At 65.7% G+C, this 20035-nt stretch carries 8 protein-coding genes and 1 pseudogene; 7 read left to right on the top strand and 2 right to left on the bottom strand.

All coding sequences use genetic code 11. The features are described from left to right. The first annotated feature begins 292 nt into the window (after positions 1–292). The 5 genes from IT347_01770 to IT347_01790 all read left to right on the top strand — a co-directional run bounded on the left by IT347_01770 (position 293) and on the right by IT347_01790 (position 13360). Positions 293–925, top strand: coding sequence for a tyrosine-type recombinase/integrase (locus IT347_01770; GenBank protein MCC6348305.1), 633 nt, complete (start codon positions 293–295; stop codon positions 923–925). 14 nt (positions 926–939) lie between these two features. Continuing rightward, positions 940–2310: a choice-of-anchor D domain-containing protein gene (locus IT347_01775; protein ID MCC6348306.1), complete on the top strand. Its 1371-nt coding sequence runs from the start codon at positions 940–942 to the stop codon at positions 2308–2310. Positions 2311–3012: 702 nt separating this feature from the next. Next, positions 3013–4905, top strand: a complete 1893-nt coding sequence (locus IT347_01780) for a hypothetical protein (GenBank protein MCC6348307.1) — start codon at positions 3013–3015, stop codon at positions 4903–4905. A gap of 5 nt (positions 4906–4910) precedes the next feature. Then, on the top strand, positions 4911–12059 hold the full coding sequence (locus IT347_01785) for a hypothetical protein (protein MCC6348308.1): 7149 nt from the start codon (positions 4911–4913) through the stop codon (positions 12057–12059). Positions 12060–12493: 434 nt separating this feature from the next. Beyond that, complete coding sequence (locus IT347_01790; GenBank protein MCC6348309.1) at positions 12494–13360, top strand: hypothetical protein; 867 nt, start codon at positions 12494–12496, stop codon at positions 13358–13360. A 795-nt stretch (positions 13361–14155) separates the two neighbouring features. Here the strand turns inward: IT347_01790 and IT347_01795 are convergent. Both IT347_01795 and IT347_01800 read right to left on the bottom strand, forming a co-directional pair. Beyond that, a pseudogene (locus tag IT347_01795) lies at positions 14156–15270 on the bottom strand (IS3 family transposase). 311 nt (positions 15271–15581) lie between these two features. Continuing rightward, positions 15582–16712 carry a glycosyltransferase family 4 protein gene (locus tag IT347_01800; protein ID MCC6348310.1) on the bottom strand — a complete coding sequence of 377 codons (1131 nt, stop codon included), beginning with the start codon at positions 16710–16712 and terminating at the stop codon, positions 15582–15584. Positions 16713–16771: 59 nt separating this feature from the next. Between IT347_01800 and IT347_01805 the strand changes: the two genes are divergently transcribed. Next, the gene (locus tag IT347_01805) at positions 16772–18013 is read left to right on the top strand and encodes a tetratricopeptide repeat protein (GenBank protein ID MCC6348311.1); all 1242 of its coding nucleotides are present in this window, start codon (positions 16772–16774) and stop codon (positions 18011–18013) included. A gap of 1609 nt (positions 18014–19622) precedes the next feature. Then, positions 19623–19988: a hypothetical protein gene (locus IT347_01810; protein MCC6348312.1), complete on the top strand. Its 366-nt coding sequence runs from the start codon at positions 19623–19625 to the stop codon at positions 19986–19988. The last annotated feature ends 47 nt before the right edge of the window (positions 19989–20035 follow it).

The raw sequence follows: 20035 nt of genomic DNA on the forward strand, positions 1-20035 counted from the left end.
CGCTCGGGCGGCGTGGAACTCGGCATTGACGGGGCTTTCAGCCTGCGTCAGGATAGTGGAAGTCGAGTGCGCCCTCTTGCAGAACTGCGCACTTGCTGGCTCCGCGGCACGATGACCCCCGAATCTCGCTGCGTCTGAGCCGCCCCTGAGCCAACCGGAAGGCTCGGGGCTGCCCGCCAACCAACCCGAAGCAGCCTGAATCCACGGGCTCTCGCGGGCCGAGCTCGAACGACTGCGCCCTTCTGCAATTTCGCGCAGTGAGCCGGCAGGCGGACTCTCACTCCTCACACCGTTGTCCATTCAGCCTCACCCCCACCAGCAGCTGCCACGCTACCTCACGCAGGAGGAAGCGAGACGGTTCTTCGCCGCCGCTTCGGACCCCCGGGACCGAACGCTCTTCGCGTTGATGTACCTCCACGGCCTGCGCGTGGGGGAGGTGCTGCTCCTCCGGCGTGGGGATGTCGACCTGGACCGCGGCCGCTTGCTCGTGCGGCGCCTGAAGGGCGGTAGCTGGAGCGAACAGGTGCTCTTCGCCGCCGCGCTCGAGCTGCTGGGTGCGCACCTCGCCCGGATCTCCCGCGGGCCGGACACGCCGCTCTTCCCGGGCCGGCACGGGCCGCTCCGTCGCCGCCAGATCCAGGCGCGCTTCGTCCGGTACCGGCGCGCCGCGGGACTACCTGATCGCCTGACGACCCACTCGCTGCGGCATTCGATCGCCACCCACTTGCTGGACGCCGGCGCGTCGCTCGAGTTCGTCCAGGACCACCTCGGCCACCGCAACATCCGCTCGACCGCCATCTACGCACGGATCTCCGACCGCCATCGCGAAGCGCTGATGCGCTCACTGGAACGCTCGCCCTGGATCGTCCGGCCGACTACCGGCGAACCCAAGCCCAACCCGTCACCACCCGCCCCCGCGTCCTGAAAGGGAGGCCGACCATGCGCCGCCTGCTTGGTCCCATCATCCTAGCGCTTGCCGTCCTCGGCATCCTGTGGAGCTGTTCGAAGAAGTCCAGTCCGCCACCAACCGCCCCGACGCCGACGCCGGTCTGCGAGTTGAGCGCCACGAGCCTCTCGTTCGGCGGCGTCAACGTCGGCTCGAGCGCCGACCGCTCGTTCATGCTCCGGAACTCGGGCGGCGGGACCCTGAGCGGCACGATGAGCGAGTCCGCGGCCGAGTTCGCACTCGTCGGCACGGCTGCCTACAGCCTGACCGCCGGCCAGAGCCAGAGCTTCACGCTGCGCTTCTCGCCAGCGAGCGCCGGCGCCAAGGCCTGCACGCTCTCGACCGGTGCCAGCATCTGCAGCCAGGTCGTCGCCACCGGCACGGGGCAGACGGCGGCGCCGGTCTGCAACGTCCAATCGACGCTCTTGGACTTCGGCAGCGTCAACTACAGCTCCTCGGCCAATCGGACGATCAGCATCCAGAACGCCGGGGGCGGCACGCTGTCTGGCGCGATCACCGGGGCGGGGGTGGACTTCCACTTCCTCGATCCGCCGAGCTTCAGCCTGTCGGCGGGGCAGTGGGCGTACATCACGCTCCAGTTCACCCCTTCGAGCGGCGGGGCGCAGGCCTGCACGCTGAAGGTCTCCCCGGGTGGCTGTTCGCCGATCGTCTGCCGGGGAACCGGCGTGCTCACCTACGGCGGGGACTGCCAGGTGCGAGTCATCAGCGCGCCGCTGGACTTCGGCCAGGTCAGCGTCGGCTCCTCGGCCGACTTGCCCTTCACGCTCAAAAACTACGACACGACCTACAACGCCGACGGCGCCGTCTCGGAGGCCTGCCCGGAGTTCGAGGTCGTGGGCAGCGCGCTGTTCGGCCTCGCGCCGGGCGGGACGCAGGTGCGCTACGCCCGCTTCACGCCGACGCGTCCGGGGCCGCAGTCCTGCGCCATGCCCGTCAGCTGCACCATGAACGGTGCCGGAACCGCGGGTGGCGTCCGCGACTACGTCATTTGCACCGGCGTGGGCGTCGGCGGGACGCCCTCCTGCCAGGCCTCGACGACGAACCTGTCCGCCGGGACGCTGCACTCCGGGCAGGTCAAGGACACGACGTTCGTGCTCACGAACGGGGGCTCGGGCACGATGGCGGGCTCGATCCACTTCATCGACACCCCTCCGGCCCCGATGTCCCTCATCGGGACTACGACCTACTCGCTCGTGGCGGGGCAGAGCCAGACGTTCACCGTGCGCTTCACGGCGCCGACCGTCGCAGCCGGGCACACGGAGAGCTACGTCCGCCAGCTCGACCTCGGGTCGCCTTGTCAAAGCCTCGGCTACCTGACCGTGCAGGCGGCTGCGGTGCCGTAGGGGCCTGGGCACGTGACGGCCAAGGCTCGACGCCGAGGCATGAGTGCGAAGACCTCTCGACCCTGCCACCGAGCGTGAGGAGGAAGCTGCAGGGGGCGGAGTGGCTTCGCGCTTGCCGATGATGGTAGGCACGCGTGGGCGCTCGAGGGGCTTGAGCAGGCTCAGGCCCGATAGTTTGAGGATTCGCACCTGCTCCGGTGCGTGCTGCCTGGGACAGGTAAGGCGACCGCGTACGACGACACACGGGTTTACTGCACGGACTCGGCGGTGCCAACTGGCACTTGGTCTCTTCTCGCTCCGTGCCCTCCATACATTCTTGAGAATCCTCGGCGAAGTCTCGACGGCGAATGAATGAAAGCTCCGAGTGCGGCGAAGGCCGCCGATTGGACGCATTGCAGCAGCGTCCTGATGCGCCCGTCCCCGCGGAAGTGTCTGCGCTGCTTTCACAGCATCCGCGATCCATACGCCACCGTCGCGGTTCCCTACGGACTTGCCTTATGCGATCGACCTCGGAGCCGCCATCGCAAGCACCGCATTCCGACAACGACTTGGGCCCAGGTGTGTCGCCCCGCGTTGATCGATCCCCTTGATGTACTTCCATCGGGGGAGTAGCGTTGCGGCCAACGCGCCCCCGACGCGAGACAATCGCAGTCGTCGAACGAGTCGTTCACTGCCGTCGCTTTGGCACAGGGAGCTGCGAGCATGAAATTGGGCCGCCTTGCCTGCGCTCCGCGCGTGTGTGTCTCCGCGCGGTCGCTGGCGTATGTATTCGTCTGCGCGTTGACCTTCGTTGCCTCTCCCAGCGGCGCCACCGCGTGCGTGGATGTTCGCACGGGACGGTCATTCACCGTGCCCAGCGCGCGCTACTCGAGTACCGGCACAGCCATTACCGATGAGTCACTGCTTGGCCGTCTTTGCGTGGGAGCGCTGCGCGCCACGTATTCGGTCGCAGTCGGCGATGGCGCCGACGGCGCATTTGTCGTGTGGATCGAATCGGCTGGCGAGGACTGTGACCTGCGCGCCCAGCATGTCGGCGGCGACGGCTCCGCCGCGACCGGCTGGCCCGACGGCGGCGCCGTCGTCTGCGCGGCCCGCGGGACCCAGACGCAACCGACGACGGCGCTCTCGAGTGACGGCGGAGTGTGGTTGGCCTGGAAGGACTACCGCGACCCGCAGTGCAGCGCGGTCTACCTACTGAAGCTTTCGGCATCCGGCGAGCGAGCGATCGGCTTCCCGTCTGACGGGCTGCGGGTAGGGGCTTCCGGAGCAACCGCCTCGGACCCGGCGATCGTCGGTGATCCTTCTGGCGGCGCCTGGCTGACATGGCAGCAGGGTGGAAGCGGGGCGCGTGAACTCCGAATCCTCCATCTCGGTGACGATGGCTCGGTTTCTCCGGGCTGGCCGAGTGATGGCCGCGTCGTGGTCGAGTCGGGCCAGAATGCCGTGCGGCCGGTGGCGGCTGGCGACGGAGCCGGAGGCATGATGCTCGGCTGGGTCGCTGAATCAGCTGGGCTGAGTCGACTTCGGCTCGCGCGGCTGGACGGTAACGGTCAACCTGCCGCGGGCTGGCCGTCAGATGGATTGGAGTTGGCCAATTCGGCGCGGAAGCTCCGGACCGCGGCGATGGCCACCGACACGGGTGGCACCTACGTGGCCTGGTACGAGGCCGACGACGACTCAAGCCGTGCGTTTCTCACGCGGGTGGCGCCGGGCGGCACGCTTCCAGCCAACTGGCCAGGCGCCGGGCGGATCATCGGCGAGGGCCAAGCGGCATCCAGTCCGGCCCTAGCGCTCGACGGGACAGGGGGCGCGTACCTGTCCTGGATCGGGTATGCGAGCGATTCTTCCTCGGGAGACGTTCGTCTCGTGCGCCTCGGCGGCAGCGGGGAGGTATCCGCCGGCTGGCCGACCACCGGTCTGGCCGTCACCGAGACGGCGCTGAACGAACGCCGGCCACGCCTGCTCGCCCTCAGCGACGGCGTGCTCGTCTCCTGGAGCCAGGACGAGGCCGGCGGCCATGGCACGGTACTGAGCGCCGCGCTCGCCAGCCTCGGCGGCTTGCCCGACCTCAAGGCGGCGGAAGCTTGGCCCGACCTCGTACGCCTCTCATGGCTGGGATCGGCCAACGCCCGGTACACGGTGCTGGTCGAGCGCTCGGGCGCCGGCGACGAGTGGGAGCTGGTCCGGGAGCTCAGCCGCGACGACAAGGGTGTGCTGGTGCTGGAAGACCACGAGGTGGTGCCCGGAGAGATCCTCAGCTATCGGCTTCGGATCCGCACCGCCGACCTCGACGTGGTCACGGGCGACGTGCAGGTGGAGATTCCGGCCGCGGCGCCGCTGGCCATTCGCGGGCTCGCCGTTCAGGGCGGCGTGCTCCACCTGACCTTCTCGGTCCCCTCGCGGGCCGAGACGCGCTTCGAGCTCTTCGATGTGCAGGGGAGGCGCCTCCTGCGCGACGTGCGTCAGCACGAGCACGCCGGCGAGATGCAGCTTCAGTGGCCGACGCCCCCGGGCGTACGGGCCGGGGTCTTCTTCGCCAGGCTCACCCAAGCCGGACAGGCCCGCACGCGGCGCTTCGTCCTGGCGGGGAGGTGAGCGCCATGACCGCGAACTTCCGTCGCCTGCGCCCGCTCCTCGCCGCTGCCACTCTGCTCACGGTCGTCCTGCTGGCTCGCGGGCCGGCCGGCGCGCCGCAGGCCTCCGCCGCCTGCGCGGATACCCTGCTCGTCCGGACCGTCAAGCGCTACTCGCTCAGCAGTGGTTCACAGGTGACGCACATTGACACCTGCACTGCCATCGCCGTGCCGGGCCGGCGCTTCCTGCTCGAGGTCCTGCGTCCGAGTACCTCGAACCCGCTCGACTCGGCCCGGGTGACCTACGGCGGCGTCGAGTACTTCGGCACGCACGACGTCGATGCCTCGAACGTACTCCTCAGCCGCACCATCACACCGAAGGGCACCGCCACGCTCAAGGTGACGCTCTACGGCAGTGCCGGCGCTAAGCTCGACTTGCGCATCACGCAGGTGCCCGAACCGCTCTTCCAGGTGGCCTCTCAGTCCGGCTTAAGCGGCGCCAGCAGCTCAGCGGACAAGTGGTACACCCGCTACTTCAGCATCGCCGACGGCGTGCCGGCCTCGCCCCACGTCATGGTCCTGACGAATGGAAACGTCGATTCGACGGGCAATGCGCGGACGCTCGAGTCCGAGGTCTGGCTCAACAGCTCGCAGATCATCTTCCCCGGCGAAGTGACGCGGGGTCGCGCTTTCATCAGCCGCAGCGTGACGCTGGAGGACGACAACACGCTCGAAGTGAAGCTCCAGGGCCAGCAGTCCGGAAAGACGATGTCGGTCAAGTTCTACGGTACCGACGTGACGGCGCCTGACCTCGCCGTCTTCGCCCCGACCGACTCACTAGTCACGCAGGCTGCAAAGGTCCTGGCTTCGGTGCAACTCGCCGACACCCAGACCGGAACGCGGCTCTGGGTGGACGGCGCGGAGAAGACCCTGACGAGCGGGGCCTGGAGTGACTCGGTTGCGCTGCCCGCGCCAGACGGCAAGACGACGCTCACCTTCGTGGGCATGAACGGCGCCTGCCTCACGGACACCGTGCGGCGGACGGTCATTCGCGACACGCAGGCTCCAACCCTGGAAGTGACCTACCCGGCCACGGAACTGGCGACCGTCGACACCACGCTGGATACGCTCGTGGTTACGGGCTACTGGATCGATTCAACGGTGACCAGGGTCGAGGTCGATGGCGATCAGGTGGCCGTTGGCGATTCGGGGCATTTCCAGGCGCATGTCCCGCTAGACATCGGACCCAACCGCATCCTGGTCCGGGCGACGGACGTGCTCGGACACGTGACGTCCCTCTGGCGGTACGTCAACCGGGTGCCGACGAACGAGTCGGCCCTGAGCGAGGTCGTCGACGCGCCCGAGCTGCCATCGACGGAGGCGACGACGTTCCTCGACGCAACCAAGTTCCTGTATACGGGCGCCTCGCCACTCCAAACCGGTGCAACCGCCAGTACGTTCGACACCGCCCGGGTGGCTGTCCTACGCGGCAAGGTCTTCGCGCGCGACATCGGACCGCTTCCAAACGTCGCCGTCAGTGTGCTCGGCCACTCGGAGTATGGGCAGACCCTTACGCGCGAGGACGGCCGATTCGATCTGGCGGTCAATGGCGGCGGCGTGGTCACGCTGCGCTTCCTCAAGGCCGGCTACCTCGAGGCCCAGCGCAATCTGCAGGTCGCCACCAACGACTACGTCGTGCTCGACAGCCTGGCCCTGATCGGCAGAAGCTCTCGCCGCTACGCAATCAGCCTCGCGGCGGACACCGTGTTCGATACGCGCTTCGAATCCGACGAGAACGGCGACCGGCGCCTCGCTCTGATGTTCCGCAGCGGCACTGGCGCGAAGGTCATTCGCGCGCCCGGCGACACGGTGACGCTGGAAAGCTCGGTCAGCGTTCGCGCCAAGGAGTACACGGTCGGCGACGGGGGGTTAGAGTCCATGCCCGCCGCGCTTCCGCCCAGCACGGCCTACACGTACTGCGTCAGTCTGAGCCTCGACGAGGCTGAGGCGCTGGCACCTGCTGGCGATCCATCCCCCGAGACGCGCTTCTCTACTCCAGTCGCCTGTTACGTGCGGGACTTCCTCCACCTGCCCCTCGGCACCACCATTCCCTCAGGCTACTACGATCGCACGAAGGGGCAGTGGGAGGCAGGCGAGGACGGCGTCGTGCTGAGGATCGTCGATGTCGTGAACGGCCTAGCGTCGGTCGACGCCGACACGGTGGCCGGCGCGGACGACGCCGACTCGCTCCTCGCGCTGGGTATCGACGAGGCCGAACGCGCAAGGCTGGCGCAGCAGTACGCGCCGGGCGATACGCTGTGGCGCGTCCGGGTCGACCGCTTCAGCACCTGGGACTTCAACCTCAACCTGGCCTGGCTCGCCTACTCGAGCAGCCCGGCCGCGCAGCGGGCTCGCCGCATCCTCGGGTTGGTCCCGTGCTCGACCGTGCGCAAGGGTTCGATCATTGAGTGCGAGAACCGGGTGCTCGGAGAGCGGATCCCGCTGGCCGGCTCGCCGTACTCGCTCAACTACCGCAGTTACCGGATGCCGGGTGACGCGGCGATGCGCAAGCTCCGCATTCCGCTCTACGGCGACAGCCTGCCGTCCCAGGTGCGGAAGGTCCACGTGGTCGTTGACGTGGCCGGGCAGCGCCTCACGCAGGTTCTGACTCCGCCCCTGGCGTCCACCTTCACAACCGTCGTCTGGAACGGGCTGGACGACTACAACCGTGCCGTTCGCGGTGCCGTCACGGCCCGCGTCGGTGTCGGCTACGAGTATGGTGCCGCGTATGCCATGACGGTTCGTGGAGGAGGCGGCTCCATGGACGATGCCGGTACGAGCGGCGGGGGCGCTGCTGTCGCCACTGGCAACCGTGACGAAGACCGCATCAGTTGGTCCCGACAGAACGTGAGCATCGGCGCCCCAGGGACCGGCTCGGCCTCCCTTGGGGGGTGGACGCTCTCTGCCCACCACTTCTACGATCCGGCAGGGTCGGGGGCGATCTACTACGGAGACGGTGACCTCCGCTCCGGAGACTCGATGTACCCGATGATCGACCGGATCGCCGGCAACGGCCAGTCGTACAACAACACAATCAATGAGGCCAATCCGGCTGTTTCGGAAGAGATTTCGCCACGCGATCTCGCCACAGGGCCTGATGGCCTACTCTACATTCTGATCGGCAAGTTCGCGAGCTCCGGCGGCAGAGTCTACAAGCTGCGCTCCGATGGCAAGCTGCAACTCGTGGCGGGCGACGGAGGCACAAACTATGACCCTGACGATGAAGGAAAGGCGGCCGTTGATGTCAGTCTGAACGATCCAAATAGCATCGCGTTCGGACCCGACGGCTCGCTGTATATCCTGGATACGGACACCTACGGCAGCTTCAACTACCAGCAGCGCGTGCGCCGAGTAGACCTTGCGGGTCACATCACTACTGTCGTCGGTGATGGCCACGCCGTGACCTCCGGCGGGTATGGCGACGGCGGGCCTGCCCTTGCCGCGCGACTCTGTGATCCACGCGGCCTCGCCGTGGGGCCGAACGGCGCCATCTACATCGGTGAGGCGAGCGGAAGCAGGCGCGTACGCCGCGTGGGCACCAACGGGATCATTCGCACCTTTGCCGGAACAGGACAGTTGAGCACACAGGATCTCGAAGGTCGGGCCACGACCGTCGGACTTCGAGACATCTGGGACGTAGTCGTTGACCGGGACGGTGTCCTCTATGTCGCGGACGGAGAACGCGTGAAGAAGGTGACGCCGGACGGCCAGCTCACGAATGTCACGGGCACCAGCGTGAACTTCCGGCCGTATTCACTTACCGTCGCACCCGATGGTGGACTCTTGATTGTTAGCAGTGCGCCGGAGGCACGGTTGTACCGCCGGGATGCCGACGGCACAATGGTGCCAGTCGCAGGCATTGGAGCATCGGGGACACGGGTTTGGAGCGAAATTGTCCCCGCTGCGGGCGCCCCGCTGCACATCTCGATCGGGCGCGGCGTGGCGGTCGGCGGCGACGGCGGCATCTGGGTGGGTGAGGACAACGTAGTCTCGCGCATCGCGACCATTCTGCCCACGAAGACGCTCGGCGAGTTCATGGTGCCCTCCGAAGACGGTCGGGAGAGCTACGTCTTCAGCTCCCGGGGCCGCCACCTGCGGACCGTTGATGCTATGACGGGTGCGGACCTGCTGACCTTCATGTACGATGGGCAGGGACGGCTCTGGAAACTGACCGACGCGGACAACAATCAGACCGTCATTACGCGGCCAAGTGCCTCCCTGACGGTCATCTGCGGCCCGTTTGGGGTGTGCGACAGTCTCTACTTGGAAGATGGCCTGCTGAGCCGTGTCGCCAACCCGAACGGCGAGGGCGTCCGACTTCTCTACAATGATCCCGACAGCGGACTGCTGACCGACTTCTACGATGCGAAGGATCAGCGGCACTGGTTCGAGTACGACAACGAAGGTCGCCTGGACAAGGACCACGACCCCGCCTCCGGCGTGCAGACGCTGACGGCCAGCGAAGCCGGCCCGACGCGCACGGTGGAAGTGGAGACGGCCTTGGGACGGACCACGACCTACGTGGCCCGGCAATCGTTCGATGGGTATTTCCGGAAGTCCGTCGAGGATCCCTCGGGCTTCAAGTCGTTCTACGTGGATACGGTTGACGATCGTGGCCAATGGATCGCTGGGGTTTCTTCGGCCGGGGATTCCGTGCGCGGGCGTCCCAGGCCGGAGCCCCGCTTTGGCATGTTCGCGCCGATCGACACCGGGATGACGGTCGTGCTTCCCAACGGGCTCAAGCACCGGATCGGCCTCACCCGGCCGTACAGCCGGACCTCCTTCGACCCGCCGGGCGCGACCGGCGGCACATGGCAGGAGAACGTCTCGATCAACTCGAACGGGACGTGGCAGACAACCTTCGCGCTGAGCGCCGGGACGGGCACGTGGCAGACGACCTCTCCCGAAGGGCGGTCCGTGACAACCACGGTGGATGAGTCCGGCCGCCCGCTGACCGTCGCGATCCCCGGTCTGAGTACCGTCACGCTGGGCTACGACGCGGCGGGCCGCCTCGAGGACGTGACGCAGGGCGCGAGGCTCTGGCACTACGACTACGACGACTCCGGCCGTGTCTTCCGGGCGATCAGCCCCAAGCCGGATACGGTACTGTTCGGCTACGACGCCGCCGGAAGGCTCCTCCGGCAGGACCTGCCGGGAGGACGCGTCGTTGGCTTCGGCTACGACGCCAATGGGAACGTGACGGCCCTGCGACCGCCTGGCAGCGAACTGCATGAGTTCGACTACTCGGGAGTGGACCAGACGACGCTCTACCGGGCTCCCGACACCGGCTCAGGCGATCGCGAAACGCAATACGGCTACAACTTCGACCACCAGCTCGAGACGATCACCCAGCCCGGGGACGTGACCGTCGAGCTCGACTACGACGCCGGCGGCCGGCTCTGGCACGTCACCCAGCCGCGTGGAACAAGCACACTAGCCTACTCCCCGTCGACCGGGCAGCTCGCGAGCCTGACGAGCGCGGATTCACTTACCACGGTTGCCTTCGGCTACAACGGGTCGCTGCCAACGAGCGAGACCTGGTCGGGGGCAGTCGAGGGCAACGTGGCCCTGGATTGGAACCCGGACCTCCAGCCTCGCCTGCAGACGGTGACGGCGGGCGGTTCTACCGATACGGCCGGCTTCGCGTACGACCGGGACGGTCTGCTGAGGCGGGCCGGCGCGCTTGGGGTCTTTCCGCGGAGCACGAACGGCCTGCCGGACAGCACCCAGGCGGGAGTGGTGGTCAGCCGGCAGGACTACGATGGCTATGGCGACCTTGTGAACCTGCGGTATCGCACGGGAGCGAGTGTGCTCTTGCAGCAGAGCGTGCAGCGTGACGCCCTCGGCCGAATCGAGCAACTGGACGATGTGGCCGTGGATTCGAGCCGCACGTGGGAGTACGGCTACGACATCGCCGGCCGGCTCGAGCAAGTGTGGCGGAGCGGGCTGCTCGTCCAGCGGATCTGGTACGACGCGAACGGCAATCCCGACTCGGTGCAGGGCCCCGGGGGGGCCGGCGACAGGATCACGACAGATGTTGACGCGCAGGACCGCCTGCTCCGCCTCGGCGATACGGGCTACATGTACACACTGAACGGCGAACTGTCCATGAAGGTCGCCGGTACCGACACCACGCGCTACACGTACGACGCTCTCGGCAACCTTGTGACAGTCGTCTTGCCCTCGGGCCAGCGGATTGACTACCTGATCGACGGTCGCAACCGCCGCGTGGCGCGCAAGATCGACGGGGTGATGGAGCGGCAGTGGCTGTACGAGAACGGCGTGAGCCCGGTCGCCGAGCTGGACGGCGACGGGAAGCTGCTCTGGCGGTTCGTCTACGGCACCCGGGCCCACGTCCCGGACCTGGCGATGCGCGGGGATACTGCATACCGGGTTGTGAGCGATCACCTAGGGAGCGTGCGGGCACTCGTGCGGGCCAGCGACGGGGCGGTGCGCGCCTGGTGGAACTACGACGCCTGGGGGAACGTTCTCACCAGCAGCGGACCGGGGCCGTGCCTGGGGTTCGCGGGTGGGCTCACCGACTCGCTGACCGGCTTGGTGCGGTTCGGGGCGCGGGACTACGACCCGGTTGCGGGGAGATGGACAGCGAAGGACCCGATTGGATTCGCGGGTAATGACGACAACATGTATGCCTACTCGGCAAATGACCCATTGGACTGGGCAGACCCAAGTGGCACTGACGCGATCATCGTCAACTATGTCGGCTATCCAATACACGTTGGGCCGACAGTGCTACCACTCGGTCACGCCGGCGTGATCGCCGTGGACCCAGCAACTGGGCACACCGAGTACTATGAGTTTGGACGATACAACAACTCTTCGGGGGAGGTTGAGCGGAGAACCATCCCCGATCTGAAGTTCCACAATGGTGCGCCGACTCAGGAATCGCTGGACGCGCTTGCGAAGGCTCTGTCCGAAGGGCTCGGGAAGGGGCACCCGGCACAGTTGGACTACCGCGCTGATACCGACTATCAAGCTGTCCTCGAGTATGTGCGCAAGCGGAAGGCCAACCCGCCGACATGGTGGTGGCCAGGCTACACATGCAAGGTCTTCGCGAGAGAGGCTGGTAACGCGAAGAAGGAGAAGAAGCAATGATCCGGACTCGGCTGCGCGTCCCAGTACTGCTCCTGTTGGCGGTTGCCGCCATTGTTACCGTGGGCGTGGCGTACGCGCTCTTGGATTCTGGGTCTAGACTCTCGGATGTTGAACGAGAGCGGGACTATCAGCGAGCGGCTGCGCAGAATGTCGAACGCCTACTGTATGCGGTTCAAGACTCGACACTAAGGTCGCTAGCAGCGCGGAATGGGCCGAAGGGAAAGAACATGTTTGTCTACGGTGTGGTGGAGGTGCGTGTCGACTCGACGTGGACCCGAGTGATCAGCGTGCGCTGGTAAGAAGCGGCACGCCCGCCTCGCTCCCTGCTAGTCACCCCGGCTCGCCTAGGGGATTTGGTACGACATCGACGGCCGCAACCGCCGCATGGCAAGATCGACGGGGTGATGGAGCGACAGTGGCTGTACCAGGATAGTGTGAGCCCGGTCGCCGAGCTAGACGGTGACGGTGAGTTGCTCTGGCGGTTCGTCTACAGCACTCGCGGGAACGTCCCGGACCTGGCGATGCGCGGGGACACCGTCTACCGGGTCGTGAGCGACCATCTCGGCAGCATCCTGGCGCTCGTCCGAGCCAGCGACGGCGCGGTGCGCGCGTGGTGGAACTTCGACGCGTGGGGCAACGTCCTCACCAGCAGCGGACCGGGGCCATGCTTGGGATTCGCGGGAGGGCTGCCGGATTCGCTGACCGGCTTGATGAAGTTTGGGGCGCGCGACTATGATCCCAGTCTTGGGCGCTGGACGACAAAGGACCCCCTCCGCTTCGAGGGTGGAATAAACTTGTATGCCTACTGCGCAGGCGGGCCGGTCGACCTGCAGGATCCTAGTGGCCGCTTCCCGTTTGTGGGAGAGACGTGGCTTGATGCCATTGGCAAGTACACCTCCGGCAAGGGCGGGTCACACCAGGTCCCATTTTCTGAAGTTGACAAGCGGAAGTACCAACCCAGCTCGTTCCCTGGCTTCAATGAAGCCAAGAAGGTGCTTGCCCCCGGCCAGTCAACGAATGTCGACACGGAACTGCATGAACGCATAGGTACTCTGCGAAGCCTCATAAGACCGTATGGCCGCGTGAGGTATCGACTCACAGGTTGCCTCATGCGTGGAGCTGACGGAACGTACTATTTTGCGGGATATGTCGATGTGCTGGACGATGTGTGGGACTTCAACGTCGGAGACGGTCGTGACATACCAGGTGAGATTGCGACATGGATCGGCAGTCACCTGCCTGGAGAGCCGTTCAGCTACCGCTTCAAGGGCCATCGGCCGGTTGAATACCATGGCTTCTAGTCAGGCGGGGCCACGACTGCTTTGGTGGATCGCATGCTTCTTGGTCGCCATTCAAGGGTGTTCGGCAAGGCACGACGCTCGTTGGAAATGGAGTCAGCCCCAGGAGGACGTGCTTTGCAGTGCTTTGCTGCATGATGGGGCTGGGCTCCGAGGGGTCGTGGGACGAGGGTGGACGGCCGAGGTGTACTACGCGGAGCGGCCTATGCGGCTCAATGATGGAACGCCGCGGCCGGACGGGGCAGCGAGCGTAGCGAAACTGACAGCAGAAAGTGATATTGTGGACCTTTTGACCGCGTTTCGAAGCGGTCCCGATACCAGTACGGTGAGCCCATTGGAGCGTGTCAATACTCGATGGGTTGTGTGCGTCTACGATTCGGTTGCGAGAACATATGCACGGCTAACAACTGCGTCCCCAGATTCGCTCGGGCATGCTTGGCGAATAGTGCCGGGGAGTGGCGCTGGCTCATGGCCAGCCCCGTTCGCCCGAGCATATTTGTTGCAGCTCAGTGGTGAACGACCAAGATAGGAATGATCATACTCGCGCCCACGGACTTGGGGGTGCGCGGAGACACCGTCTACCGGGTGGTGAGCGACCATCTGGGCAGCGTGCGGGCGCTCGTGCGGGCCAGTGACGGCCTGGTGCGCGCGTGATGGAACTTCGACGCGTGGGGGAACATCCTGAACAGCAGCGGACCGGGGCCGTGCCTGGGATTCGCGGGTGGGCTCACCGATTCGCTGACGGGGCTCGTGCGGTTCGGGGCTAGGGACTGACCTGCTCCCCAACGCTGCCACGGTTCAAGATGCCAGCCTTTGCGTGTTGAGGGTCTCAGTGTAACGCCGGGCGAACTCGCTCGGCGTCTTGTTGTCGAGGGCACTGTGCGGCCTGACTTCGTTGAAGTCCTGCCGGTAGGCATCGATCGCGTCGCGAGCCTCCGCGATGCTCCGCCACCAGTGCTGGTTCAGCAGCTCGTCCCGCATCCGGCCGTTGTAGCTCTCCATCACCGCGTTCTGGATCGGCTTGCCAGGTTGGATGAACTCCAGCGCGACCTTGTGCTCGTACGCCCACGCATCGAGTCGTGTGCTGCGAAACTCGGGCCCGTTGTCGAGGACGATGCGCGCCGGGTAGCCGCGCTCGAGCGCGATCTCCTCGAGCACCCCGATCACTCGCACCGCCGGCAGGCTCGTGTCGACCTCGCTCGCCAGCCCCTCGCGCGGGAGCACGTCCACCACGTTGAACACCCGGTAGCGCCGCCCGCTCGCGAGCGAGTCCGACATGAAGTCCATCGCCCAGCACTCGTTCACCCGCTGCGGCGTCACCAGCGGCTGCCGCGGCACCGAAACGCGCTTGTGCTTGCGACGGCGCACCGCCAGGCCTTCCTCGCGGTAGAGCCGGTACGTGCGCTTGATGTTCACCCGCACCCCTTCCCTTCGCAGCAGCAGGTGCAACCGCCGGTAGCCCCAGCGCACGCGCTCGAGCGCCAGCTCGCACAGCCGCTGCCGCAGCCCTTCCTGTGGAGGACGGCGTGAACGGTAGCGTTGGCTCGACAGCGGCACGCCCAGCGCGCTGCAGGCGCGGCGTTCCGACACTCCGGCATGGCGAGTCCTGGCCTCTGCGACGGCGGCGCGCCGGGCCGCGGCCGTCGTCAGTCTTTTCCCAGTGCCTCCCGCAGCAGCTGCAGGTCCAGCGTCTGGTTCGCCACGATCTGCTTCAGGCGGCGGTTCTCGTCCTCGAGCGCCTTCAGGCGCTTGGCGTCGCTCACGTCCATGCCGGCGAACTTCACCTTCCAGCGGTAATAGGTCTTCGGCGCGACGCCGTGACGCCGGATCACCTCGCCGACCGAGCCGGCGTCCGCTTCCTTCACGATCGCGATGATCTGCTCTTCGGTATAGCGCTTCCCGTTGCCTGCCATGTGTCCTCCGTTGCCGTCGAGGCTAGCAGAGGACTGGTATCTCAGGCTGCGTCAGCTTCCGGGGGGCAGGTCAAGCTGTTGTCCCGATCCTCGGAAGATGAACCCGCTCCACTGGAAGGCGACCACGCTTCGGAGGCTTCCTCCGCACATTACGGGAATCGTCGACGATCATCTTGAACTTCCAGAAGCGCCGGGACCTAACTACCCGGGAGTGGTCTTCGCTTTGGGTCAGCACGGCACAGGAAGCGTACGGCCTATCCAATGCCCTACGTGGAGCGATGTGGTGAGAGAGTTGGTGGCACGAGGTTGACTCAGCCGCACCGCAGGCTGCGCTCCACGGAGGCGCCGAAGCCATGTCTGCCGCCGGCCGAATACGATGTTGCAAGTCGATCTGCTAATCGCGAGAGTGCGCGGGAACGTCCGGTCTCGTGTGCGAGATGTGCTGCCCACTCTCCCAGCGCCGAGAGGTCGTCCGTGTACGGCGCGACAATGCCATGTCTGCCGCCGTCGATGGCTTCGACCAGTCCCGAGATGTCAGGGACAATCGGCAGTGCGCCGCAGGCGACAGCTTCGATGGCAGCGAGTCCGAGGAGTTCACCGTGACTCGGAATCACTGCGAGACGGGAAGTAGCGAAGAGGTGCCGAAGCACCAAGCGCGGAAAGGGCTGAGGGGGGATCGCGATGCGAACTCGGCCGGCGAGTCCCTGATGCGCCTGTCCTACGACGCGCGAGTAGTGCCGGTAGCGGGCGGCCACTCCGCCAGTGATGATCGTGCGCCAGTCCCGGAGCAAGTCGCAGTGCGCCCCCAGCGATGTGATCAGCTCAAACGTACCTTTGCGCGGCGCAACGCGGGTGGGCACCACAATCGTCTTACCACGAGCGTGGAGCGGCAACGGCCTGCTGGACCGACCCACCCTCCAGGGCAGTATCCGATCGATTCGCCTGTTGCTGATGCCTACCCGCGCCAGGACGAGCTGATGGGTAGAGCTAATGCTCCAGGTTCTCGCACCCAAGCTCAGAATCCCATTGCACTCCCTGAGCACGGCTTCATTGGCCTGCCACCGCGGTTGCCGGTCGTGCGGAGTTTCGAAGAATACTATTCTGCGTGCGTGCGATAGTGGCCTCGGCAGGTGCTCAGCGATCTGTGATGCGGCGGCACCGAAGGTGACGAGGAGATCCGGACTAGGAAAAGCCCTGCGTCGCTCGTAGAATTGCAGCTCTTTGGCCGCTTGCTCCGCCGCAGAAGCCGGAAGCAACTGGTTGTACTCAAGCCATCCCGTATCCGCTGCCGAGCTACCGGGTTCTTTCAAGGACATGAACCGCGAGACCCAGCGCGCGAAGGCCCCGTGGTCGCGCATCGTGGCGCACAGTCGGCGGACGAACGTCTCGGCTCCTCCGCTGACAAGATGATTGCCGGGTGCGATAATCAGCAGGGAGCGCATGCTGCCATGTCTCCACCGCCCAGACAGGGCTGCTTCAGGTTGACGAGAGGTATTGGACCATGAATGGCGAGATTGCTCTGCAGAATCTCTCGGACACCTTCAAGACGGCTGCCGACCGACTGGCGCGTGCAAGACAGCAGCTCGATGAGGGGGTGCATGATGGAACGGCGGCCCTCTCGTCCGATGCCATTGAGCTGATGTGCGCGAAACTAACCGGGTTGAGGAGGAATCGAGGCGAGCGGACGGAGGAGTTCTACTCCAGACGGTGGCGGTACACTATCGAACACTACGGACTCTCGAATACGCTTTTCGAGAAGTTCAGGCTCATGCACAATAACAGATTAAAGGACCGGTTCCAGGAGGAGCGCACGGGCGGGCCGAAGAAGCCGCTGAACGAATGGGAAGGAATCGCGAGCGTCGACTGCGGGTATGAGCTGCTCTTGGCAATGGCTGAGGCCCTCGGACCTGCGTATCTCACGGATGTAGCGGAGCGACTCCGCGAGGGTGAGCGAGCGAGTGCACGTGTCTTGCTCCTCAATGAGCTGGAGCACCGTGTCAACTGGGGATTGTACGGGCCCGACCTTGATGATCTTCTGCGTGATGCAGACCGCACCTTCAGAGGCCGGCGCGACTCAGACCGGGCTCTGCGGTTGTGGGCCCGCGTTACGACCCTGAAGGCGCATCGTGCTATGAATCTCGGCCAGTGCTTCGGCCCTCAAGGCGCCATCAGCAAGGCCAGAGAGGCCCGGGCCGTGTGGACCCGTCTGAATGACCCATCGAACCTGATTTATTCGCTCGACATCGAGAGTGTCGCTCTGCGGATGATTGGGCGTGGCCGAGAAGCCCTGCACTGCGTCGAGCGTGCGCGCGCCATCGTTGCAGACATCGCGTGGCAGCAGCCCTACGTTGAATCGGAGATGGCCTCGGTCCTCGTGGCGATTGGCGAGCCGGCAGAGGCCCTGAAGATCCTCGAGGCAGAGTTCCACCGCGCCGAAGAGGCCGGAGATGGCGTGGCTGTCGGTCGCGCGCTTCAGCAGATCGGGATCGCCCTGGCAGACCTAGGCGACTGGGACAGGGCCGAGGACCACCTCTTGACAGGCGAGGCTAGAATCCCCTATGATTATGTGATTACGCGAGTTATGGGCAGAAATGCACTTGTGAAGGTATACGCCACGTCCGGTCGGCGCAACGAGGCGCAAGAGCAAGCCGAATTCGTCTTGGGAATAGCCCAGGAGAAAGGGTTTGGCAACGAACTCCGCGGCCTTCAACGGACCATGCGTGATCATCCGGACGTGTTCTGATCCGGGACAACCGACGAGGGAGGGGATGAAATGATGGGCTGCTCGCAGTCACTCCGCGTTCTTTCATTCCCACAAGACTCACCGCAAATCCTGAAAACTTCGCACGACCGGGCCGGTTCAGGGTCATCATCCGGCGGGTCCACTGGGCCGAGGCGCTAGCTCACGTGTGGGGTTGCTGGGAGCCCGACTGCAAGATGATGAAGATTCGGCTCGGCCGCCTGCTCGATCAGAACTCCACACTCGTCATGGTAGCGATCCAGGAACTGATCGATTGCCGGGCGGGGTTCCGGCGCTAGATTTTCCTCTTGACGAGAACCGACTGAGCCTCTATTGTTCGCGACGTCAGGGCTGTCCCGCGCGAAGGCGCGAGGCAGCCCTTTTTCCTTTCATGAGGAGGATCACTAGGCATCGGCCGAGATCGTGTTCTGGACCAGCTGGCCAGGTTCCATGCCGCTACGCGTCGGTTGACGCGTGGTCGTGCCGGAGGAGCCGGCGAGCTATCCCGAAGACGAGCCTCCGCTTCAGCGGGGCAGTCCTGACACGGGGCGTTCCGACCGGCTCCACTCTCCGTCATCTGGGAGGAGCCATGACTACGAAGCCCGGGTACGACGGTCTCGGCCCAATGAAGCCCTCACCGGCACTACTCGTTCCTCGCCGGGACGGTTCTGTCGAAGTGCGGTCACCGAATCTGCGGCGGTTGCTTGCTGTGATCACGGTTGAGGGCGCCCTCATCATCAAGCGCGGCGACGAGTTGGTGATCGTGGAGGTGCCGACGAACTAGTCGCCCTCGTCAGGCGAACTGATGCACGAATTACGCAACCTTGAGCTAGACCGAGGCGCCAGCGCTCGACGCGACAGCCCCAACGCAATGCGGTGGGGCGTTTTCATCGCTCGCCGACGAGTGACTGGGGGTCCTGAGATGCCGAGAGCAGTCGACCAATTAGCACGGAGCCTGAAGCCACATGCGCTCGTGCGCGTCACTGTCCCTTCGCGTGATCGCTCTCACCGGTCTGTCTCGTCGGAGCGCATCCTGCGCGAGATCGAAGCGACGCTCCTCGCCGTTGCCTCGGGAACGACCACGTTCCGGGGGCAAGGAACATGGCTCAATGGCGGCTCTCAACCGGTTCGCGAGAGGATCCTCGTCGTCGAGTCATACATGCCGGCGGCGTTGGACCGAAGGAAATCGAGAAGGGTTGCGGAGCAACTTTTGCAGATCGCTCATCGAGCAAGACAGGACGCCCTCTTCGTCGTAGCCGGTGGGCAGCCGATTCTGCTCCCCGGCCACTGATCCGGGAGACTCCTGCCCGACGCAAGGAGGTTACGGCGCAAGTCCGCCTTCGCCAGGCGGAGGCGAGTCCACGTTAGAACCACGACCGAGGCGCCAGCGCTCGACGCGACAGCCCTTACCGATGGCGGTGAGGGCCTTTTCGTTGCCTCCCGCGAGGTATCGCAATGACCGCGACGAACAGTTCGCTGGTGCGTGGCGACGACCGGGACTTCGTCCCGGCCGGCACGTTCCACTAGCCGGCGCACGCACCCGGCGGGGCGGCGGCTCCGAGCCGCCGCCCGACGGCCGGGCTCCGGATCGCAATCACTCGAAGGAGGCGACATGTGGTGGCTCGTGGGCTTGCTCGCGGCACTCGCCGCAGCCAGCAACAACGACTCGCGGAACTCGGTGGTGAGCGGTTCCAGCCGCTCGTCCGACTCCGACGGCTGGTCGCGCACGCTGACTTACCGCTCGCGCGACGGCAGCTCGTTCTTCCGGTTCCGCTTCACGCCGATCGGCGGGGACATCCGGATCCACATCCTCGAGCTTCCGAATCCCCGTGTCGGCTCGTGTCACGTGCTGCACGACGCGCAGGGGCTCTACATCTGCTGGTCGACTGCAGTCCGGTCGATGGCCGCGGCAAAGGCTGTCGCCCTGATGTGGGCCGAGGCCACGCTCATCTACCAGCGCACAGGTCGCTCGTTCTAGGAGGGATGTGCCCCATGAGACTCAGGCTAGGACTCGGGAATCGAGGT

This window comes from Candidatus Eisenbacteria bacterium (genome assembly GCA_020847735.1).
Lineage (GTDB): Bacteria > Eisenbacteria > RBG-16-71-46 > RBG-16-71-46 > RBG-16-71-46 > CAIXRL01.